This is a genomic window from Providencia sp. PROV252, assembly GCF_033676005.1.
Classification (GTDB): Bacteria; Pseudomonadota; Gammaproteobacteria; order Enterobacterales; family Enterobacteriaceae; genus Providencia; species Providencia vermicola.
On sequence record NZ_CP096295.1, the window covers coordinates 138,984 to 161,362 of the forward strand.

Consider the following 22,379-nt stretch of genomic DNA (forward strand, 5'->3'; position numbering starts at 1 on the left):
TGTGGGGATTTCTAAACCGGTAACCACTACCGAGTTTTACGATAATACCTCCCCAAATTTATCGTCTCTATGAGACACCGAATGAATCCACTAGTCAGCCTTTTTTGTCCCCGATCCGCTCTCCTTTTTTGTGCCAACTCGGTTGTATAAATCGTACCATTTATGTCCATTTCAACCGACAGGAAGGCTCATGGCAGCAACTGACGAGCAACAGAGGATTATCGACTACAAGGCTGAGCCCGGATCGATGGTTTGCGTGCAGGCCTATGCAGGCTCGGGCAAAACATTCACACTAAAGGTCTATGCCGACACGCATAAAGACAAGAAGATGCTTTACTTGGTCTTCAATAAGTCTATCCGTGAAGAGGCGGAGAAAAAATTCCCTAAAAACGTGGAGTGCAAAACCTCTCATGCGCTGGCCGCTGCACGCTTTAAGCATTATCGCCATAAAACAAAGTTGAATATTCAGGTTAAAGAGTACCGCGATCTGATGGAGGAAGAGGATTGGCGCGTGGTCAAACTGGCTATCAATGGCCTTTCACACTTTATGAACTCAGCTGACTATGAAATTAACACGACCCACGTATTAAAAGATCTCGGCAACATTGACAAAATCCCACCTTCACGCGTGGATTCGGCATTGCGCGCAGCGCGTCGGATCTGGAAGCAACAAATCGATCAGGAATCTGACGTGCCTTGCACGAATAACACGTTACTGAAGCTTTATCAGATGTCTAACCCTGCATTGGATTCGGTCTATGACATTATCCTGTTCGATGAAGCTCAGGACGCCAACCCCGTGACACTCGATATTGTGCTCAATAACAAGTGTACGAAGTTATTTGTCGGCGATAAGCATCAAATGATTAACCGCTGGCGTGGTGCAGAGAATGCGCTGGACGTTGTTGAAGAAAAAGGCGCGTCAGTCCTCAGGCTGACAAAGTCTTTCCGCTTTGGCCCAATGGTTGCAGCTCTTGCCAATGTGGTCTTATCCATGATTGGCGAAACCCACCCACTTGTAGGGTTGGGTAAGCTGGATGAAGTTTGTCAGCCTCATGAAATCGCCGAACATGGCTTCCATGCTGTTATCTCACGAACGTACATGGGAGTCATTTCTTCTGCCTATGAGGCTATCCTGATGGGGAAGCGTGTCATGTGGAATGGTGGTATCGGTAAGTACAATCTGGGGGAGTTGCTTGATCTTCACGCCATGAAAACAAGTAACTATGAAGCTATTAAAAACCCTCGGGTGCTGACAGATTACGGTAACTGGGCCAACTTCCAGGAGATTGCCGAAACGACCAAAGACACGAACATGATGCGGGCTATCAGGTTGATGGAAAACTACGTTGATATCCCCGGCATGGTCGATACGATGCGCCTGAATGAGGCTCGTACCCACAAAGATGCTGATCTTATTATCACCACGGCTCACACATCCAAGGGCATGGAATGGGATAACGTTATCCTCAATGATGATTACCCAAGCATTATTGAAGCTTTGATGATGAAGAAATCGAAACAAAGCATTATTGATGAGATGAACCTGCTTTATGTCGCGATTACCCGCACACAGAGCCGCATCAACATTAATGGCTCAATGATGGAGCTGCTGGAACAATATAACCATAGGCGAGAACGAAACGAATCCATCATTATCGTGTAAAGAAAAGGCCCGTAATGGGCCTTTATTCAATAAGACTAAGGTCTTGATCGGATGATATCTTTTCTGCCTTCACTATTGGTTTTATTAATATCTATCTCTGGGAATTTATTTTTTAAATTCTCTATTAAAGAAGCCAATTCCATTTGCAATGACATTGAAAGCGAGCCAATAACATCCCAAGCCATCTGAGCATCGCTGCTTTCGTACCTTTTTCTCCCTGGAAATATATAATCAAGTCCATTCTGGTGATGATCATAAAAAAACTGACCAGCTTCAACTAATTGACTCCAGTTTTCATAAATATTGTTCAGTATTTTGAAAGTTGTAGTGTCATACAAATAAAATGCACTTGACTTGAATATCGCTCTAAATGATTCCCAGCAGGTTGAGCCATCAAAATACATTATGTTAGGCAATGCCTCAAAATAATAATCAAGTATATTTGTATCGAGATAATTCATTAAACCGGTCAGGGTATTAATATCACTCTGGCGCTTGATTTTTTCTGTTATGGCTGGGTCAGATTCATTAGGGTATGCAGGGTTATTAGAGGTGATCAATTCAATGGCGAATATAAGTAACTTTTCTAGGTTTTTCTTTCCGTCATCTCTATTCGAATTATATAGTGAAACCCTCTGCTTATTGATGTCAAATGGTAGGTCTTTGGGGCCATGCCCTTCGCTACTATTCAACAAAGTAATTATTCGCCCCCAACCTATTTTTGCAACTGCAAAACCCAGTTCAAACATAACGTTAGGATTTGGAAATTCATTTTTAGGTGTCCCATTTTGAGGTATCACTGTCACATCGCTAATCACGATTTGTGATGCCGATATTTTAGCCAATATAGTTGCTAAAATGTCAGGACTTCCTGATGAGTAATCCGTGGCTTGATCCCATTCATATATGAATGTTGATTGTTTTTCATTCAGATGCGTCACTGCTTTTGTTAAAGCATCACGAATATAGAACCTATTTTTGCGTTCGTCATAGCTTGATTGCCAAGAATAGAAAATCTTGACTTTTTCCTTTTCGCCTTCCATTCATTCCACTTATAATTAATGTTTTAATGACTAATTATATCAACATTTAAGACGATTTGAGACGGAAGATTTTAATAACCTTTAGAATAAATCAATGGCTTTTCTGGGATACTCAATGAACATTAAAAAATGCCCGGCGAAACCGGGCATCAACATTTATTTTTTGGCCTGTGCCGGTGCGGGAGCTTTCTCTAAACCACCTTTCACCATTCGCTCAATGACGTCAACGAAGCCTGCGAATGGTCTCGCGCCGACAATGCTTTCACGTTCACCGGTTTTGTTGTCGATCACGATGGTAGTTGGCGTCCCGTTTACGCCGTCTTTGGTACCGGCATCCATATCACGCTTGATGCGCTGGATGATTTTCGGATCCTGCATACAGGTGTCAAACGCTGCTTTATCCAGCTCAAACAATGCAGGGATGCCTGCGCTGTCTTCAAAGCCTTTGCCATTGCCCTGCGTGTGCTCAAACCAGTAGTTGGTCGCACCCCAGAAGCCTTTCGGTCCTTTTTGCTCTGCCACGCACTCTGCTGTCATTGCCGCTTTGGTTGCCATTGGCTCATGAAAAGCCAGGTTGAAGTGACGCCATTCCCAGTTCACCGCGCCATTATTGGCCGTATCGACCAGATATTTCGGCGTCTTATGGAACTGCTTACAGAACGGACATTCCAGGTCTTCATAATTCACCAGCGTGAATCGTGCGTCCGGATTACCGTAGATGTAGCGCCCGTCTTTGTTGACACTGACCTGTTCCCAGCCTTTGTATAGTTCAGCGCGTTTCTCTGCCAGCTTATCTTCCTCCAAACCGGCTAACGCAGCTTGTACCGCCGACTTAACATCACCGTTAGCACCAACGCCACCACCACCGGATTTAGCCAACTGCGCAAAGTGCCCCTCAACACTTGCGGATATGCTTTTGCTAAAGTTTTCGACTTCAACCACCTGCGATTGAAGCGCGTTAAGTTTGGTCTTGATGGCGCTCGTTTGCACGGCAGTGTAAAGACTTGCGCCCATTGACACAGCAATCATCACGCCAATTGCAATTGGCCCAACGACTTGAATTTTATTGACTTGCTTGGACATTATTTTCTTACCCCACTTAAGAATTAATTAGTCACTTAAAATTTGGTGAACTGGTTATCGACATACATCTTGAGTCGATACTGACGCAGTTCTTCCGGTTCGCCACGGGTCAGCACGTCAATTTCATGCTGGCTCAGACGGTAACCTGGTGTAGAGCAATAACGCTCTTTAATTTGCAGGTACTCGCCACGTTTGGCAGTTTGCTTATTGTTCGGCAGCATGAACGAATTTTCATCGCAGAACCTGGGTGACTGAGTAAATGTCCCGCGCGGGCCGTTAGCATAGGCACTGCTGGATACACTGGTCAGTAAAATCTGGGTGTCCAGATCGTGTGCAACATACCGCTTACCCGTTTGGTCATGAACGGCATATGGGCTCACAAGCGTATGCTCATAGCCTGGGTGGCGCAGTGCAGCACCGCCACGTTCAGTGCTGTAGTAAGACTCTGAAAACTCATAGCCTTCAGGGTAAGTCGCCTTGACCACCGTCACCTGCGTTTCATCAACATAGGTGCGTTCAGGGGCCTTTGGTTCATCCGCTGCACACCCGGTCAAGGTGGCTATGACTAAGGTTGCCAACAATGGCAATGCGAAACGTTTACGGGTTTTCATCACTTCTTCTCCGGTTAGAAAGCACAGACATTATCCTTTTTTTTAAAATTGCCAGTTACCGTTTTAGCCGACAAAACGATGGCCTTTTCGTTCCTGCACACCCCCAGTCATGGGTTATCGTACTTGCACTACAACGGAGAGCTTTAAATGCTGAAGATCATCAAAACGCTGTTTGGCAAAAAAAATGAGGAACAGAGCGAGATTAACATCCCCCTGGAGACCCTCGAAGAAATCGACTCTATGCGCGACGGTGTGGATTCAATGGTTGTACGGGGTGACATTTTGCGCTACCCGCCTGCCGAAATTGGTTTTCCAGCACTGATACCGGGAAGCTACATTCTGCGTGAAAAGCAGACCGATATGATCCAGGCCATTAAACGCGAACTGAATATCCGAGATAGCGAATTTGAGCAGCTGATGATGCCGATGCTTGATAGCTTTGCGAACTTCGTGCAGCTGTTCCCTGCATCGGAACACCACCACCACCGAGCGCAGAGTGGACTGATGCGCCATTCTCTTGAAGTATGTTTCCAGAGCATCCGTAAAGCCAAAAACATTGAATTCGATTCGATGGAAATGCCCGTGGTGAAATCCAGCCGCATGTTGGCCTGGCGTCTTGCGATTGCGACAGCGGGCCTTCTGCATGACATTGGCAAGCCGTTTACCGATTACGAAGTCTGGGACAAATCCGGCACCTATCACTGGCCTCCGGGGCGCACCCCGATCCATGAATGGGCAAAAGCCAATAAAATTGAACGTTACTTCCTCGTTTGGAAGAGCTCGCGCCACCAGCAGCACCACTCCAGCACCACCGCCATGATGATGATGATCATGCCGCAAATCCTGCATGAGTTCCTGCTGAGCGAAGGCAACGACATCTATAACGAGCTGACTCGGGCAATGGCCGTGAGTACCGTTCGCCTGGATGCCACTGAAGAAAACGCCCCTGAAATGAAAAACAAGATCCTTAAAATTGTGAAGGAATCTGACGTTATTTCTGTCCGCCACGACCTGCAACGCTACGGCGGTGATGCGGTACGTGCAACGCAATCGGGTGTGCCTGCGGTCCAACGCATCGTAGATGCCATGCGCCACCTACTTAAGAAAGGAGTGTGGCAACCCAACAAACCCGGCAACCCGATTTGGGTCACCACCTATGGCGTGTTTATCGTTTGGGGTACTGCGGTCAAAGACATCACCAACACCGTGAAGAAGTCCGGTGCAGTGATCCCGCAGTCGGCCAACAGTCTGGCTGATCTGATGATGAGCTACAAATTGTGCATTCCGAACGTAAATAAAAACGAAGATACCGCATATTGGCGAATTGCCCCACACATCATGAATGACCGCGATTCGCGTAACAGTAAAGAGCCGAAAGTAGCGCTGAGTTGCCTGCGTCTAATCTCTCCGGACGTTCTGTTTGTGGACACAATGGAGCCGCTGCCTATTTCCTCCCGTATCCGAATTGAGAGCGAATGGCGTGAATTCCAGACCAGTAAAGGGAAAAACATCCCTGTGCTGAAAGAAAGTCGTCCTTTCGTGGGGAATAAAGAGCCGCGTGAAAACAGCATTCCGGCTGACGTCGATCCTGAAATCCTGAAAGGTGGCACTCTGCTGCCGGATGAGAATGACAATCCGCTGGATAATATGTTTGGAGCCTCGAATCCGGTGACCTCTGATAACGCCCACGAGCTACTGCATCACTTGAATCTTCTGTCTGATGCTGACTACGAAAAAGTGAATGCCCGTCAGGACGCGAAAGCCAAAGCACAAGCGGAATTGGCTAATCAAAAACCAGGGGTAGCATTCCAGACTCCAATTGAACAAAGTCAGCCTGTTAAAACCTCTTCGCCCGAAGCAAAAATAGCCAAAGTTGGGCCACAACAACGGAGCCTGAAAGACGTTTTGAGCAAGCAAGATACCTCTGCCGAAATGCCCCCTCCAATCATGTCGGAGCCAGAGCATTATCAGGAGCCAGAGTTTGACCGTGAAACCTTATCTTTGTGGGAGACTCTCAAAAACCACGCTGTCGCTGATGGGTATCAAAATGACGAACAGAATCTGGTTGAGAAAAAACCGGCTATCGACCCTATGTCTGATGCAAGAGCAAAAATCCAACGCGTACAGGACGAAGTGGACAATGGGAATTTTACGCCAGTGACCCCGGAAAATGATTTTGGCTACAACAAGAATAACGAGGTGGCATTTGGTACCGAACAACTGACTGCACTGCACCAAGACCAAAGCCCATTGTTCCGCAATGCCTCAGATCTTGCCAAGGACAAACTCGCGTCCTACGTGGCCGCGAATCAGTCTGCCCTTTTCCATGAAAGCGGCCACTGCTGCATCATCCTGGAGAACGGGGTTGAGGACTCACTCTTCGAACCGATGCGGGATGCAGATTGGATCTGGTATCCGTTTATGGAGGCTCCTTGCGAGTATTACACCCATCGTTCGCAAATGTGTTTCTACTTGCGTAAAGAGCTCAATACTGACATCGACCAGCTTTCAGGTCACCGTTATCGTGCCAGCCTAAGTCCGTTTGACCTGACCGACATCAGTGTGGATATGACCGAAGTCTATCGCGCCATTGCCACCAAAGGGGCAAATAAAACTGCGTTCAATGGCGACCCAGTGATCGCCTTGTCCTCGCTGCAAAAACGCCGTATTGCACAAGATCTGAACATCAACGCAAATCAGTTCCAACAGGTACTGATCGATAATTTCGACTACGTGACCCGTACTGGTGTCGATTACATCCTCGTTAACAGCAATATTCAAAATTTCATGGTGAATGATAATGAGTGAGTGGAGTTATAACATGCGCTGGCGTCCCAACTTTGAGGCGCTGGAAATTGCAGGCTGGGGTGTGGGGATTGCTGCCTCACTGGCGGTCAATGCCGCATTCAATATGCCTGCGGTTCCTTGTTATTTGGCTGTTGCGGTACAAGCGGCCTATGCGGCTCGTTCCGTACCTTCCGCATGGGATATTTACAAGCATAAGAGCCGGTTAAAGCGAAAGCCTAACGTTCTGAAAATGGAGTTGGAATCCGTTATTGATGTCATGATGAAATTCCCCGACAGCTACCTGCTGGGGTATGGTTTTGAATGGGGTCAACCTGAAGGTCAGTTAGCCTCCGAACTCATCAAGCGCGACATCAAAAAGTTCGTTAGCAAGGTGCCAGAAAACTTCATGGGTTTGGGTTGGATCCATGCGCTTGGTGAAAAGCAACAATGGATACGAGTCGCTGAAGATCTGCTGTCATTGCATACCCTGGTGACCGGTACAACCGGTTCAGGTAAAACAACATACTATAAGTTGCTCATCCTTCAGGCAGCACTGAAGAAACAACCGCTCATTCTCATCGACCCGAAAAACGATGAAGAGTTGGCTGACTGGATGGAAATGTGTCTGCGTTTGGTGAACCGCGAAGATAAATTCAACTACATGTCGCTGGCGCACCCGGAGAAATCCGCGCGCATTTCTCCGATCACCAACTACACTCGTGCAGGTGAAGTAGCTAACCGTATTACATCCGTTATCCAGCGTGCCGATGGCACCAGTGACCCGTTCGTATCGTTCGGTATCATGTCCTTAACCACAGTCGTAGAACTGATGAAAATCTGCGAATTGAAACCCACGCTCAAGAACGTGAAAACCCAGTTGGGGTCGGATGTATCATCTCTGGCTGATCTCATCATCAAATCAGTGACCAAAATTGGCCGTCAGGTGCTCGGTGAAGATGACTTTGACCGTATTTTCGCCATGCGCATGGATCGTTATGCAAACAAAGCGAAGGGGCCAAAGGAAATCGCTGATATTTGCGCCGAAATTTACCGCAACGACATCAAAGCAAACCGCAGCTTCCCAAGCATTGAAGCAGGGCTGGATATGCTCGGCCACCAGCGTGAGCACTTCCAGAAGATGATCCTCAACGTGATGCCTATCCTCAGCCAGCTGACTCAGGGTTTCATGGCTGAATTACTATCCCCGGACAGTGACGATGAATCCCAGTTGAATGACTTCCGCCCTATCTCCAACGTGCGCGACATCATCACAACCGGAGGCATGCTGTACATGGGGCTAGACTCCTTAGCGGATGCAGAAACTGGTTCGGCGGTGGGCTCTATCTTCTTGTCAGACATCACCAGTGTGTCAGCGGACGTGTACAACTTTATGAAACCACGCGGGGATGACCTGGCCCCAGTGATGGTTCTTATCGACGAAGCTGCTGAGGTCATTAACGATCAAGTGATCAAGATGTTGAACAAAACCCGTGGCGCGGGCTTCCGCCTATTTATTTCATCTCAGTCCACCAGCGACTTTGAGGCGCGCCTGGGGTCTGAAGCCAAGATGAAACAAATCGTCACCAACACCAACCACTTTACTGCGTTGCGTACCCCCGATCCTGATGCGCAAGAGGCCGTCATGAAGCGTGTACCAATGACCAAGTTCAAGTATGTCATGCGCGGGCATGGCTCCAGTGCTGGTGCTGACCCTGAAATGATCTCTGGTTCGGTCAGTGAACGCATTATGGAAGAAGAAGGCGAGTTGTTCCCTTCTCCGTTGCTGGGCTGGTTACCAAACCTTGAATTTATGGCAATTAACCAGGCGAACAAAATCGTCAAAGGTAAAGTGCCCATCATTATGTCACCGAAGGGAGATAAGGCCTTCAACCAGGCCAGTAAGAAAGCCCTGAAGTTCCTCAAACTGTACGAGAAGAAAGTTCGGGGTGAGAAGTCGCGTATTCGTGTTGGGGGTAAAAAGTCATGATCAAAATGAAAACCTATTTTTTACGTAAAGAAGATTGCAACGCGTATGACAGCTTAACGCTGGTGTGGCCGTGTGTTGAGCCTATTACGCAATCACTCATCTCCTTACTGCCTAGCACCCTGACTAAGGGGCTGGTGGCCGATGCGGTGCAGTCCTCGGTGATGGCATATAACCAACAGGTTGATTGCCCTCTAAATGACTGGGAACGCCTGGCGGTTTATTTCATTACGTTGGCTAATTTCGTCACCGAGCACCTTGGCGGAAAAATAGGGTTCAACGAGCTGGCAACTACAAGTCAGTTACCCCGCAGGCTGAATAGCGAGCTCATTAATGCGGTGGCGGATAAACTCGCATTAAGGATCTTACATGCTTGACCAATTAACCGAAGAGAAATGGCCCCAGACGATAAAGATGATTATCATCTTCAGTACGGCAATACTGTTCGTCATTTCCATGTTTTTCCCGGCCTCGTATTTTTACGAGAACGTGAAAAAAGAAGTTGCCTGGGGCCAGCGATTGATCGGCGATACGGATTTCACACCAGTGATCTCGGACGTCAACAAAAACTACCGTTCATTCTTTGTAAATACTGGAGTGGATGGCTTCTTGCGTGACTTCTATGAGCTCGATTCATCCGATATGGCAAATCAAGGTGGTCCACTTTTCCTTTTCGCTTCCATCTTCCGAAACATGGCCGAAAACCTGAATTACTGGTTTTATATGATCGTGTATCGATTGACCCTGAATATATACTGGCTTCCGTACATGCTTGTGGTCACACTTCCCTCTCTCTTTGCTGGGATCATGCGCTGGAACGCTAAGCGATACACGTTTGCCTATTCGTCACCGTTTCTTAACCGCCGCAGCATGGTGCTGATTGGTTGGGGGATTTACAGTATTTTGCTGTCACTGTTTGTCCCTCTGCCAGTACCGCCGATGATTGGTGCCCTCATCATGATTGTGATGATCCCAATAGGCAGTTCGTTGCTCATCAGTAACCTTCCAAAACGCATCTAAATTCCTCCCCCGAAAAGCACCGCGTTTTGCGGTGCTTTTCATTATCAGCGCCAAAACCGGAATGGTAAATTATCCCCCGAGGTGAACTATGAATGAACTGAAGCACGTCTATCTGTCCGGACTCTTGTGTATTGCCTTTTCAGTCTGTCTGGGCGCGGGTGTTCTGCTTACTGATAAGTCTGAGCAGATCCACGAGTTGAATACGGTCCTCCACAAGTCCAGCTACTTAACCGACCGGGACAAGATGGACCGTGAAATGGCTGAAGTATTGTTGCCACGGCTACAAGCCCAGCAGGAAGAAATGAAAAAACGCGGGGCAATAAAGAAACCTGACATGGTTTACGTCCCTGAACAATTACAGCAATCCCGAGGTTATTAATGGCTAAGCGTACAGGTTTGAAAAGCGTCATTTATGGCATTCCATTGGCTGTCATGATCGCCACTTCGGGGTTCGTCGCCTACACGTTGGATAAACAAACGCGCCTGCTTAACGACTTGGCCGTTGTCGCTGATATGCAGCGCAATGTCATCAGTAATCGGGGGGATTTGGAAGCAGCGTTCGACCGTTATATTGCGGCCTCTGGGCTAAAAGTCAACGAACAGTCTAAAGGGGCAAATTCGATTGGCTTCAGTACCGGTAAAAAACCGTCTGAGTCTTACGCGCCGTCTACAGATAGTGAGCGTATTTACGGCAATCCTGACGCACAGTTTTACGTCATTGAGTATTCCGATTTTGAATGCCCGTACTGCAAAACCCATTTCCCGCAAATGATGGATCTGGTGGATTCCTCGTCCGGCAATATCGCGATGGTGTTCAAGCACGTTCCGGTACACGGCCAGGCATCACGCACCGAATCTCTCGCCTCTGAATGTGCCGCAGAGCAAGGTGGAAATCCGGCATTTTATAAGATGGCACGGGCTATTTTTGCGGATACCCGCTCCGACGGTCACGGTATGGCAACGCCATTGGACAAATTGGCTGAAAACAATGGGCTGGATGGGCAGCGCATTATTGAGTGCGTTAACGCCGCTCGCCCAAGCGCAAAAATTGCGGAAGATGTGAAAGAGGCCGCGCGACTCAATATTCAACAAACGCCTGCAAACATCGTGGTGTACGGCGATAAATCGGCAATGGTGCAAGGCTCGGTCAACGGGACAGGCCTGATGCAAATGATGGCGCAATTGGCCCAAGGGGGTGAGAAGTAAAAGAGTCCGGGCATTGTGTTAAAGCACCCGAAGGGGTTCGGGTATTTCGATTCATAATTGGGGGTAAGAATGAGTGAGCCAGTCCACATCTCGCATTCTGTCGATGATCCGCCGAAGTTCTTCTTCTGGAGCGTTGATGAAGCGATGCCATTTTTCGTTTTCCTGGGTATCGGGGTCTTTACGGGCCGTATCTTTACGATGTCACTCATCGGCATCGTGATCACTCGGTTCTATGGCAGCTTTCTGCAAAAGGCGTCAGAAAAATACTTTCTGCATCTGTGTTACTGGAAGTTCGGTGTTTCTGTCGGGAAAAGCACCATTGTACCTAACGCATTCGACCGGGAATTTATTGTATGAAGAGCAAAGATTTTAAAAAGGGTTTGCTGAACATGAAAGGCGAAAACACCACGCTGAAACTGGTGTTGGTTGTTTCGATTATCTGCATCGGCATTCTCTCCAGCACATTAATGAACCGTTCACAGATCGTGACCATTGTTCCACCCAACCTGACCGAAACCACTTGGTTAGATGAAAAGACGGCCGGACAGCCTTACATGCAGGCATGGGCTATCTATTTGGCTAACTCTATGGGTAACGCAACACCTGAGTCAGTGGACATGCTGAAGAAATCTATCGGCCCATTCCTGGATGCGGGTATTTACACGCAAGTCATGAAGCGCATTGATGACCAGATTGACCAGATTAAGCGTGATCGTATCAGTCTGAGCTTTACACCGACTCGCGTATACCACGACCCCAAAGCCCCTGGCACCTACTTCGTAGAAGGCAGTCAAGGTCTTGAAGGGATCGCCGGTAACCCTATCGTGAAGCCCGTTACGTTCCAAATGACAATTGATGTGAAAGGTTACCGACCTGTGCTGACCTTTATCAACATCAAGCAAGGTAAAGCCGAATTGCCGAGCGACAAAAAAGGCGACAAATAAATCCAGGGAACACTGTCCCGTAAATTTCGTCACCCGCCTCGTGCGGGTTATAACCACATTGAGCGCTTTTACGATGACGTAAAAGCTAGGTAAACAAAGTGAGCAGCATTAACAAAACCGTCGCGGTAACTTCCTGTGTATTGCGTCTGTCACTGTTCGGGGGAACAAATGTTGAATAGTAAACACGTTAAAATATTGGCGCTGATGATTGCGTCAATCACCGCCGGGCCATCCATTGCGAATGGCCTTGACGTTAATAGCAATACACTGTCAGTCGATAACGGCGTCGTACTCCAGCGTTCTGGGGACTATGCATCTGAAGAGCCTGTTGTCGTTGCATCGAAAAAAGGTAATCACACAGCAACTGCGGGCGCATCAACCAATGCCAGTTCCAGTGATAATCCTGCCGTAGACGGCATTAACGTCCAACCGGTCCCTAACGCCATTGTTCAGCCTGTCCGATTAACTGATGATGTCATCCCTTCTCGCCAGGATCTGATTGTAGAGCCCGGCGTAAATACCCTGATCCCGATTTCTCTCGGCCAGCTTAACCGTATCGTGACGCCGTTCGAGAGACCAACAGTGCAGCGCTTGCAACTGACTGACGTAAAAGTCAGCGTACAAGGCAATGTGATCTATGTTTCAACGACCTCAACCAATCCGGTCGCACTGTATATCAGCGAAAAAGGTGACGAAAGTGTCGCGCTGTCTTTGTCTCTGGTTCCGCAAAAGATTGCACCAGTACAAGCTTCGTTAATGCTTTCGCGTAAAGTCGGTAATGCTCCGGCCGGAGCGGGGCATGCGCAGTCAGCAGGGGTGATGTACGGCGGTAACGAAGCCAAAGCTCGTAAATGGGAGCAGAAAGACAACTACGTCGAAACGATCCGAAACATTCTTCGGGCTGTTGCGTTGGGCGATATTCCTCCTGGCTATGCAATGGGCAATTTAGGCTCTGGTCATAGCATTCCAAACTGTAACTTCAGCACAGGTACAGCGCAGGACAATATCAAATACAGCTTTGCTGGCGGCCAATATATTCAGGGCAGTCAGTTCAGTGTCATCGTGGGCGTTGCGCAGAATACCGGCGCTTCTACCATCACGGTAGACGAGTCACTTTGCACTCACCCTAACCTCGCCGCGCGCGCACTCTGGAGCCGGAACACGCTCCAGCCGGGCCAAAAGACTGAAGCCTACTTTGTCATTCGCAATCAGTCACAGCAGGCACAGGTTGATGATTCTGTACGTCCTAAATTAGCGGAGTAATAAAAAGATGAGTAAATTGAAAGAACGCTGGGACACGCTGGACGCCAAGAAAAAACGTCTTTTTGTGTTGGGGGGTACGTTTGTTGTACTGATCCCAGCTATCCTCCTGCTGATGCCTGAATCGCGCACACCTGCGGCGCGCGGGCCATCAGAGCAAGTTATTTCCAGTGTATTGACTGACACTGACACCCAGGGGGTTAGCCAGAACGCGATCGCTGCTCGCCTGCGCGCTTTAGGGGAAGCGATTGAAAAGCAAAACTCAAACATCACGGATTTGAAAAAATCCATTAACGTTGACGAAATCAACAAGCGCCTGATCGCCATTGAGCAACAACAACGCACCGACCGTATTGAACAAGAAAAGCTGAAAAAACGTGTTGCTGAAGGCTCTACCGTATTGCCTTACTCCAAATCAGTTCGGTCAAAAGACGTCTACAGCGGCGATAATAATGCTAAGCAAGGTGTAGAGAAGTTAACGTCGGACAGTGTTCACGAAAACCTGAATAACGACGGCACGCTCCAACGAGTGTACGAAAACACCCAGCAGCCGAACCCCGCTGATTTTGCTGCGGATAAAGACGCCAAAGGTAAAGACGGTAAGGCGGCACCACAAGCAACGCCGGATATTATCTCTGTGCATGAGGACATAAAAGAGGTCGCTGCCGCTGATCCTGATGATGATCCAGCATTCCAAACCTACCTCCCAGCGACCTCAATCCTGAGTGGTGTCTTCATTTCAGGTATGGATGCACCGACGTCACAGAACGCTCGCAAAGACCCCTACCCAGCGCTTATCCGCATCAAGAAAGACGCCATCCTGCCGAACCGCTTCCGTGCGGACGTGCGTGAGTGTGGCATGTTGGCCGCTGGATTTGGCGAGCTGTCGTCCGAACGCGGCTACTTCCGCTCTGAGGTGATCACCTGCATTCGTGATGATGGTGCTGTATTTGAATCTCCACTCGATGCGTATGCAGTGGGGGAAGATGGTAAGGCTGGTGTACGTGGTCGTCTGGTTACCAAGCAAGGTCAATACCTGGCGAAAGCCTTGACCGCAGGCTTTTTACAGGCTGCGTCATCGTTGTTTAGCGTCCAGAACATTCCGACTATCAACGTTACCCGCGATAACAACAGCGGTAAGAAAAACAACACGCCTTATGAGCAAGTGATGAGCAGCGAAGCCCTTCAAGGTGCTGCTATCGCTGGTGTTGGTGGAGCATTAGAACGCTTGGCCGATTTCTACATGAACATGGCCGGTGATCTGTTCCCTGTTATCGAAATCGATCCGGGTCGCAGTGTCGATTTTATCGTTCAAAAAGGTGTAACGCTGAAATTTACCCGCGTCAAGCCTAATGGCAAAGCAACGCCTACCACTTTCAATTCTAACGGGACTCACTAATTATGTGGAAAAAACGTCTTTTAGCAATCTGTGTCGCAGTAACTGGTCTGGCCGCATTGTCTGGTTGTTCGCTGGTGGATGGGAATTCAGAATACGGCTGTAAAGGTATGCCCAATGCTGTCACTTGTATGAACATCCGCGACATCCACCAGCTGACCGATGGTGATGACTACCAAGATCGCATTGATGCGGTGTCGGAACAACAGCTGTCTGGTAAACCAGTAGATCTGAAGCGAAACAGTGTTGCAGGTACCGCCGGGGCTGGTGGTGTGGCAACTGGTGGTCGTTATGTACCTGTCCCTGCTGCTACCGCAAACCCTCAGCCAATCCGTACTCAGGCACAGGTAATGCGTGTGTTGGTTGACCCTTATGAATCCGCAGACGGTGATCTGAACGTCCCTGGCTATGTGTACACCGAAATTGAACCTCGCCGCTGGGAAGTTGGCGCGTCACATGCATCGACCCGGAGTGCTGTTATTCGACCAATGAGCACGCCTCCAGTGGCGGCACAAGCCCCTCAAACACCGAGCAAATAATGCTCCAATTGAAATTAATGCAAACTGAATGATTTGATATTCCCCCTCAAATACAGTCAGTTGTGTTATAAAAGCCGCCTAGTGCGGCTTTCTTTCATTTAGGGTCTCATTGCTATTTATAAGGATTGTGATTAAAATTACAGACGCATGGTAACCATACCGCATTTTGCCAATGCTGACATTCGATGTGTGACTTACCCCTCGCATTGGATAAACCCCACTCAGACATATTGGTAAATGGATTCATGCGCAAGGCCGTTCCCCCTCGAACGGCCTTACCTTTTTCTAATCCTGCAAAAATCCCCCTTAAAGAGAACGCTGTTTTTTGACCTCGTTTTGCTGGCCTTTTCGCTGTTAATCCGCCTTTTCACCATTGAAAATGTAGCCTCATTCACAGGAGCACTCCAATGACGCTACGCAAGAAAGTATTATCCCTGATTCTGTCCGCCAGCTTCGCCGCTTCCGCTTTTGCCGGTGCAGATGTGAACGCTGATACTGTGTTTAACAACAAAGCCTTCATGAACGCGCCGAAGGAAAGCAAAGACGTCAAGCGCTTCGTTGTGCCAACCAACGGCATTATCGCGCTGGAAGTTGACGGCAAAGTCAACCTGCTGTCGTCAAATGGCCGGTACCTGTTCAAAGGCACCATGTACGACACTTGGGCCAAGAAAGACCTGACCACACTTGATGAGATCACCAAGTATGCCAGCATCATTCCGATCAAAGAGCTGAAACTGAACATCGCTGATCTTCAACCTGCCGTTTGGGGCGACGGACCTAAAAAAGTCATTCTATTCACTGACCCGAACTGCGTGCATTGTGCCGCAGCCCTTAATCAGCTGGCTGACCTAGACCCGCACGAATACACCGTTAACGTTCTGTCCCTGGGTGCCCTCGGCGAGCCAAGCCAAATCCGTAACAAAGAGCTGTACTGTGCTTCAGATCGCTACCGTGCCGACCGCGCTATTATCGCGCATGAAAAAACCAAATTTGACCAGGTTAAAGACTGTGATATGCAGGCATTGGCACGCCGCACAATCACCGCTCAGGTGTTAGGCGTCAGTATGGTGCCATTCATCATTCGAGACGACGGTGCTTTCAGCATCGGCGCACCAAAACAAGGTCTGAAAGCCTTCCTGGCTGGTCAATAAGTTCTTCTTTCTGTGGGGTTAGAATGAGCGAATCAATCATCATACAGCGTTTGAAGTCTATCAAACGCTTCTCAGATGTGTGCCCGGTTCGGGCATACGATGAGAAAAACCACATTTTCCTATGTGACAATAAATATATCGGTTTCGGCTTCCTTTGCCGTCCCTTATCCGGTACCAGCGGTAAAGAGATGCAGCAATTACAAACATTGCTGTCCTCAAATTTCCCGGCGAAAACCATTGTGCAGTTCGACCTGATTGCCAGCCCGAATATCGTTGGCAAAATTAACCAGATGGACGTTCTGCGCATGGACTGTGATGACGAAGTATTGCGCGATGCAATCTACAACCGTTCTAAGTTTCTGCTTCACAGCACCGACTATCCTATGAAGGGTACGGGTACCCGTGTCCGCAACTGTTTGTTGCTGATCACGGTGAAGGTGCCGGTGAAAAACGAATACGACATGCGAGAAGAAGAATTCAACCTGATTTCTGAATTCCGCAACACGTTTGACACCACGCTGGGGATCATGGGCTTGTGCCCTGCTACACTGACGCGCGACCGTTACATCGATGTGCTTTCTTCCATTTTAAATCAGGGGGAAACTGCTTCGTGGCGTGACCGTAATCCGCTACAAGTGCAAGACGATTTGATGATCTCTGAGCAACTGGTTGACCCTGACCGAGAGTTCTTCATTCGCAATAAATACTGTGCCTTCGGCAATCCAGAAGACGAAGACCAGCGAGGTGAGCGTCACACAGGCACAACATTTGTGCGCACATTAAGCGCCAAAAAACTACCTAAGCGGTTTTTCCCTGGGCAAGCTCAATATTTCCTCGGCGATATGATGAGCGGCGCTACTGGTATTAAATCGTCCTGCATTATCTCCATGAGCATGATCTTCTTCGACCAGCAAAACGCGAAGACCAAGTTCACGCAAAAGCGTAACTGGATCGTGCAGCAAACCGATGGGCCAATGGTGAAATGGATCCCATCGTTGAAAACTATCCGAGAAGGTTACGACCTGCTGAGTGACAAGCTGGACAACGGCGAGCCAATTTGTAAAGCCAAATTCACAGTGACTATCTTCTCAAACTCCAAAGACGGTGTATTCCGTGCTAGCCAGGAAGCGGCCAGCTACCTCAACACCTATCAATTCAAAATGATCCCGGATAGCTACTTTGTTGCGCCTATTTTCCTCTCGTCCCTGCCTATGTTCAACGAGGCTGGTGCTGAGAAATCAATGGGCCGTTACCGCACGCTGGCACTGAGTGAAGCTTTGGTTATCTCACCACTTTACGCTGACTGGCAAGGTACCAGTAACCCGGCGTTAATGCTGACTTCCCGATCGGGGCAGGTGCAGATGCTCGACCTGTTCGACTCTGATACAAACTACAACGCCTGTATTGCGGCAGAGTCCGGTTCTGGTAAGTCGTTCTTAACCAACTACATTATTACCGCTTATCGCAGTCTGGGAGCGAAGGTGTGGTGTATCGACGTAGGGGACTCGTACAAAAACATTTGTGAGACCTACAACGGGGACTACCTGGACTTCCATCCGGATAAGAAGCCATGTCTCAACTTCTTTGAACTGATTGAAGACTACTTCGGTGAAAACCCGGATAACGAAGACGGCGGTGAAGAAGACCTGATTATCGGTCTCCTATCTGTGATGGCTGCGCCTAAGGCTGGTCTGAACGACTTCGAAGAAGCTCGTATGAAAGAACACGTTGCCAATCTCGTTCGCAAGCACGGTAAAGAGACTACCGTTGATATGGTTGCGGAATCACTTCTGGCGGATGAAGAGAACGACATTAAACGTTTGGGGCACCAATTGTACCCATTCACCAGCCGGGGTCAGTACGGCAAGTTCTTCGTAGGCAAAAACAACATTGACTTCCGTAACCCGTTTACGGTTCTGGAACTGTCGCGCCTGGAAAGCTCTGAGCACCTGAAGCAGGTTGTGCTGTTACAGCTGATTTACCAAATCCAGCAAGACATGTTTATGGGCGATCGCGGCCAGATGAAAATCGTGGTTATCGATGAAGCCTGGGCTTTACTCAAAGGAAACATCGGCGCGTTCATTGAAAAAGGTTACCGCCGCTTCCGTAAATACAACGGCGCTGCCATTACGATCACGCAATCCATTAACGATATTTACAAAGATAGCGTCGGAAAATCTATCGCCGACAACTCTGCGTTTATGCTGTTACTGGGTCAGAGTGAATCTGCGATCAACGAAGCTCAGCACCACCAGCGCTTAGCACTGGATGATGCAGGGTACCGTTTCTTGAAAACGGTGCGTTCAAGCCGAGGGGTTTACTCCGAAATTTACGTTATCTCCAAATCCGGTCAGGGGATTAGCCGGTTGATTGTGGATCCGTTCTCCATGCTGCTGTACTCGACAGCGCCGGATGACGTGGCAGCTATCAGAAAACGTAAAGCACAGGGCATGTCCACCCAGGATGCCATCAATTCAATTCTTGAAGAACGACAACGAGGTATAGCCGCATGATTAAGACCGCAGCTGTTTCATTACTCTGCGGGTTTCTGGGAGCCGCCCTTTATGGGCGGTTCGTCCCTCCCGCTGCACCAACTGACTACATTGCTGTGGTTAGTTATACCGGGGCAAATGGAAAGGTTCTCAGCGACCCTCAAATCAAACTGGTTCATGCGCGCGCCGAGGCAATGGCGAAAGCTGGCTACATGGTCCTCAATGAGTCCGCTCTATACAAATATCCTGCCTATATGCAGATCCCGCAAACAGTTTCTTCGTCAGGCAACTAACCGGGGGTATCGTGGTCATGGCCGCAGCGAACTCACTTTGGAAGAAGATTTATAAGCAAAAGCGACCGTGGAAAAAACATGCTTTGCTGATGTTGCTGGTGGGGGCGATCTCTGCGCCATCAAGTTATTACGTGTTGCATCGTTTCGAAATTGGTATTGACCCTCAAAATAACCAGTGCTTACCCCCTTACCGTATTTATCTGGTAGATAAGCACGACACTACCCCCGTTAAAGGCACTACCTTTGCTTTCAGTTCGAAATACATGGGTGAGTCAGGGAAAGGCATCAAAATGGTGGACGGGGTCGGTGGGGATGCCATCTCTGTGAATGATGAAGAGACCACAGTAAATGGTTCGATGGTCGGTGAAGGCCTAGCGCTTGCCACAGAATCAGGTCACACCCCTCAAGAACTTACTCGCAATGGAGTTATCCCTGAGGGTCGGATCTGGCTTATGGGCCGAACAAAACTCAGCTTCGACTCTCGCTACTGGGGATCGGTGCCGGAAACACAAATCATAGGAAGGGCCTACCCGATATGGTAATCCAACTAAAAGTCACGAAGTTTCGCAAAGCTCTCATCGCATTGGCCGTGTTTAGTAGCATGGCCTATTCTGTCAGTGCGGCATCACTGCCTTTGACGGATTTACCCTCTCGCCCTGCTGAGGTAACGGATAATGAGAAGGCCGATATTGATAGCCTCATCCGTGTAGCAAGAGAGCAACAAAAAAATGAAGAAGCTAATGCAAAGTCAGCGCGTGAAAATAACCGCGAAATGCTTCGAAAAATGCCAGAAACGCGTACTGACAATGAAATGATAAGTGACACTGTCACTGGCGCAATTGCAGATGCTGACGTTGCGGACGGTAAACAAAACAAAATGGCCGGTGATTTTTACTATGTGCTAGTTTCTGCATCACTGTCTGATAAGGAAATTAAAGACATGATGACCGACTACGATGGCCGCAGGGATGTCTCGTTGGTTATTCGTGGCGTTACTGATAAAGCAAAATTAATGGACGAACTCACTCGCTGGCAACAGCTGGTGCTCGACTCCGGTGCAGAAGTGACAGTTAATCTGGATCCGGTCATCTTCAAAGATAATGCCGTTACCGCAGTTCCAACCATCATCCATGAGAAAGATGGTGAGTTTGTAGCCAGCGTATCTGGCATCTCGAATATCGACTTCCTGAAGGGTAAAACCGGTAAGCTGGGTACCGCAGGCCCTACGAAAGAAGTCGTGGAGCGCAGCCTGCTGGACATGATTGAAGAAGGGGTTAAAAATCTCGACTTTGAGCAAATGAAAAAAGACGCTTTGAACAACTATTGGCCTCGCCAGCGCCAGGAATTTGAAGTGTTCCCGACAGTTAAGAAGCGCGCAACCCACACCATCGATCCTACGGTAATCATTCCCCAAGATATTGTCACGCCTGAAGGGGTTGTCGTCGCTAAAAAAGGAAAGGTGAATCCGTTAGATGTGATTCCGTTCGGCCAGAAGCTGATAGTGTTTGATGCCAGCGTGCCGTGGCAGCGTGACTTTGCGCGCCATGAGTACGAAAACACGGAGCCAGGCATCAATCCCATTCTGATCACAACGAACGTATACGGTGATGGCTGGGATACGTTCAAAGATGCAGCGCAGCATTACGGTGAGAAAGCCCGACTCTACATGATCCAGCCAGGTATGTCTGAGCGCTTTGGTATTGAAGCGGTACCCAGTATCGTCACTGCTGACAGAAAAGTATTCATCATCAATGAGTACCCTGAAGCCAACTATGCTAATAAGGTGGCAAAATGAAATCCTTACACAAAAAATTAAAATCATTCAGTTTGCACCTAATCGCTGCCACGGCTGTTTCCTTATGCTTTGCAGGCAATGCAATGGCTGATAAAACAGCCGAGACTGCGCCTGCGGTGAATGAGGTATGCCGTGATAATCAACTTCTTTCCTTCAAGCTTTTTACCGACGTATGCTGGGGGTGTATTTTCCCAATCAAGGTTGCAGGAATTACAATGGGCCCCTCCGGTAAAGTGCCAGACAATGCCGCTAGTGGTATGGCGTGTGCTTGCCAAGACGGTCTTGGGGTGTATCACCCAGGCGTGCTGACAGCTATGTGGGAGCCCCGCAAAATCATCGAACTGACACGCACGCCAGGCTGCATGTCTTCGCTGGGAGGGGTTAACCTTAACCTCGGCAATAACCTTCAGTACGGCATCCAAACCGACGGCGGTGATGAAGAGCGACGTAATAAGTTTTCAATCAGCTTCTATAACGCCCACATGTACGCTCTTCCTCTGTTGCGTATGCTTGACCTGTATTTGCCGGGGCAATGTACTGCTGACCCGTACAGTGACTTTGATGTGGTTAGTTTCTCTGAGATTGACCCAACCTGGAACAACACAGCTTTGGCTTTCTTCCAGAACCCGGAATCGGCTGCGGTTGCAAACGTCGTGGCACAGCAAGCTTGTGCATTAGAGGCAGCGGCTCAATTCGCGGGGAAACAACCAATGGACTCGCTTTGGTGGTGTGCGGGCTCTTGGGGAGGGCAATACCCATTGACGGGATCGGTGCGCAGTATGGACACGACTCGAACAACCAGCTTGGCCGGTATTCGCGAGCTTGCTGTTGAACACCGTCGTGGTTTGGCTTACCGGACTATGGGGAATGATACAGTCTGCCGGTCAAAGATCTACCCGACCTTACCTAAGCAGCAATACAAACTGAATATGTTCAGTCCGACACCTGAAACCAAAGAAGGCCATGAAGTCGGTGAATCCCCATATCAGTGGCAAGGTGGAATGTATCGCTACCCCACAGGAAAAGGCCAAGATTCAACATACATGATCTATCAATGGATGGATTGCTGCCGAACTATTTAACTCGCAGTTTTGATTGAATCAGACCCT

General features: G+C 48.6%; 21 protein-coding genes. 18 read left to right on the plus strand and 3 right to left on the minus strand.

Annotated features, from left to right (window positions below):
* Positions 1 to 190 precede the first annotated feature (190 nt).
* Positions 191 to 1,666: a 3'-5' exonuclease gene (locus M1F05_RS22025; RefSeq protein WP_250690686.1), complete on the plus strand. Its 1,476-nt coding sequence runs from the start codon at positions 191 to 193 to the stop codon at positions 1,664 to 1,666.
* A 35-nt stretch (positions 1,667 to 1,701) separates the two neighbouring features.
* On the opposite strand, the gene M1F05_RS22030 is transcribed toward M1F05_RS22025, so the two are convergent.
* The 3 genes from M1F05_RS22030 to M1F05_RS22040 all read right to left on the minus strand — a co-directional run bounded on the left by M1F05_RS22030 (position 1,702) and on the right by M1F05_RS22040 (position 4,403).
* The gene (locus M1F05_RS22030; RefSeq protein ID WP_052219384.1) at positions 1,702 to 2,709 is read right to left on the minus strand and encodes a hypothetical protein; all 1,008 of its coding nucleotides are present in this window, start codon (positions 2,707 to 2,709) and stop codon (positions 1,702 to 1,704) included.
* 156 nt (positions 2,710 to 2,865) lie between these two features.
* Positions 2,866 to 3,792, minus strand: a complete 927-nt coding sequence (locus M1F05_RS22035; protein WP_052219383.1) for a thioredoxin domain-containing protein — start codon at positions 3,790 to 3,792, stop codon at positions 2,866 to 2,868.
* Between the two features lie 35 nt (positions 3,793 to 3,827).
* The gene (locus M1F05_RS22040; RefSeq protein WP_042847265.1) at positions 3,828 to 4,403 is read right to left on the minus strand and encodes a hypothetical protein; all 576 of its coding nucleotides are present in this window, start codon (positions 4,401 to 4,403) and stop codon (positions 3,828 to 3,830) included.
* Positions 4,404 to 4,550: 147 nt separating this feature from the next.
* Here M1F05_RS22040 and mobH point away from each other — a divergent pair, with 147 nt between their 5' ends.
* From mobH to M1F05_RS22125, 17 genes are all read left to right on the plus strand, one after another.
* Positions 4,551 to 7,211 (plus strand): MobH family relaxase, encoded by a 2,661-nt coding sequence (gene mobH / locus M1F05_RS22045; RefSeq protein WP_191901256.1) that lies wholly within the window; start codon positions 4,551 to 4,553, stop codon positions 7,209 to 7,211.
* Complete coding sequence (gene traD, locus M1F05_RS22050; RefSeq protein ID WP_042847261.1) at positions 7,204 to 9,177, plus strand: conjugative transfer system coupling protein TraD; 1,974 nt, start codon at positions 7,204 to 7,206, stop codon at positions 9,175 to 9,177. Before mobH ends, traD begins: the two co-directional genes overlap by 8 nt.
* Positions 9,174 to 9,551, plus strand: a complete 378-nt coding sequence (locus M1F05_RS22055) for a hypothetical protein (RefSeq protein ID WP_052219382.1) — start codon at positions 9,174 to 9,176, stop codon at positions 9,549 to 9,551. Before traD ends, M1F05_RS22055 begins: the two co-directional genes overlap by 4 nt.
* Positions 9,544 to 10,194, plus strand: coding sequence for a DUF4400 domain-containing protein (locus M1F05_RS22060; protein ID WP_042847258.1), 651 nt, complete (start codon positions 9,544 to 9,546; stop codon positions 10,192 to 10,194). Before M1F05_RS22055 ends, M1F05_RS22060 begins: the two co-directional genes overlap by 8 nt.
* A gap of 88 nt (positions 10,195 to 10,282) precedes the next feature.
* Positions 10,283 to 10,573, plus strand: coding sequence for a hypothetical protein (locus M1F05_RS22065; RefSeq protein WP_042847256.1), 291 nt, complete (start codon positions 10,283 to 10,285; stop codon positions 10,571 to 10,573).
* Complete coding sequence (locus M1F05_RS22070; protein ID WP_042847254.1) at positions 10,573 to 11,400, plus strand: DsbA family protein; 828 nt, start codon at positions 10,573 to 10,575, stop codon at positions 11,398 to 11,400. Before M1F05_RS22065 ends, M1F05_RS22070 begins: the two co-directional genes overlap by 1 nt.
* Positions 11,401 to 11,469: 69 nt before the next feature.
* Entirely contained in the window at positions 11,470 to 11,757 is a 288-nt protein-coding gene (gene traL, locus M1F05_RS22075) for a type IV conjugative transfer system protein TraL (protein WP_237072359.1), read from the plus strand.
* A complete protein-coding gene (locus M1F05_RS22080) occupies positions 11,754 to 12,344 on the plus strand; it encodes a TraE/TraK family type IV conjugative transfer system protein (RefSeq protein WP_052219381.1) in 591 nt (196 codons plus the stop codon). Before traL ends, M1F05_RS22080 begins: the two co-directional genes overlap by 4 nt.
* A 168-nt stretch (positions 12,345 to 12,512) precedes the next feature.
* A complete protein-coding gene (locus M1F05_RS22085) occupies positions 12,513 to 13,607 on the plus strand; it encodes a type-F conjugative transfer system secretin TraK (RefSeq protein ID WP_237072360.1) in 1,095 nt (364 codons plus the stop codon).
* Between the two features lie 7 nt (positions 13,608 to 13,614).
* Positions 13,615 to 15,003, plus strand: a complete 1,389-nt coding sequence (locus M1F05_RS22090; protein ID WP_052219380.1) for a TrbI/VirB10 family protein — start codon at positions 13,615 to 13,617, stop codon at positions 15,001 to 15,003.
* Between the two features lie 2 nt (positions 15,004 to 15,005).
* Positions 15,006 to 15,539 (plus strand): type IV conjugative transfer system lipoprotein TraV, encoded by a 534-nt coding sequence (traV, locus tag M1F05_RS22095; RefSeq protein ID WP_042847246.1) that lies wholly within the window; start codon positions 15,006 to 15,008, stop codon positions 15,537 to 15,539.
* Positions 15,540 to 15,946: 407 nt separating this feature from the next.
* Positions 15,947 to 16,690: a DsbC family protein gene (locus M1F05_RS22100; RefSeq protein ID WP_042847243.1), complete on the plus strand. Its 744-nt coding sequence runs from the start codon at positions 15,947 to 15,949 to the stop codon at positions 16,688 to 16,690.
* A 23-nt stretch (positions 16,691 to 16,713) separates the two neighbouring features.
* Positions 16,714 to 19,203: a type IV secretion system protein TraC gene (traC, locus tag M1F05_RS22105; RefSeq protein WP_042847241.1), complete on the plus strand. Its 2,490-nt coding sequence runs from the start codon at positions 16,714 to 16,716 to the stop codon at positions 19,201 to 19,203.
* Positions 19,200 to 19,475, plus strand: a complete 276-nt coding sequence (locus tag M1F05_RS22110; RefSeq protein WP_042847240.1) for a hypothetical protein — start codon at positions 19,200 to 19,202, stop codon at positions 19,473 to 19,475. The genes traC and M1F05_RS22110 overlap by 4 nt, the downstream gene beginning before the upstream one ends.
* 89 nt (positions 19,476 to 19,564) lie before the next feature.
* Positions 19,565 to 20,017, plus strand: coding sequence for a signal peptidase I (gene lepB / locus M1F05_RS22115; protein WP_226617185.1), 453 nt, complete (start codon positions 19,565 to 19,567; stop codon positions 20,015 to 20,017).
* Positions 20,011 to 21,270, plus strand: coding sequence for a TrbC family F-type conjugative pilus assembly protein (locus M1F05_RS22120; RefSeq protein ID WP_173424828.1), 1,260 nt, complete (start codon positions 20,011 to 20,013; stop codon positions 21,268 to 21,270). The genes lepB and M1F05_RS22120 overlap by 7 nt, the downstream gene beginning before the upstream one ends.
* Positions 21,267 to 22,352, plus strand: coding sequence for a TraU family protein (locus M1F05_RS22125; RefSeq protein WP_226617178.1), 1,086 nt, complete (start codon positions 21,267 to 21,269; stop codon positions 22,350 to 22,352). Before M1F05_RS22120 ends, M1F05_RS22125 begins: the two co-directional genes overlap by 4 nt.
* Positions 22,353 to 22,379: the final 27 nt, after the last annotated feature.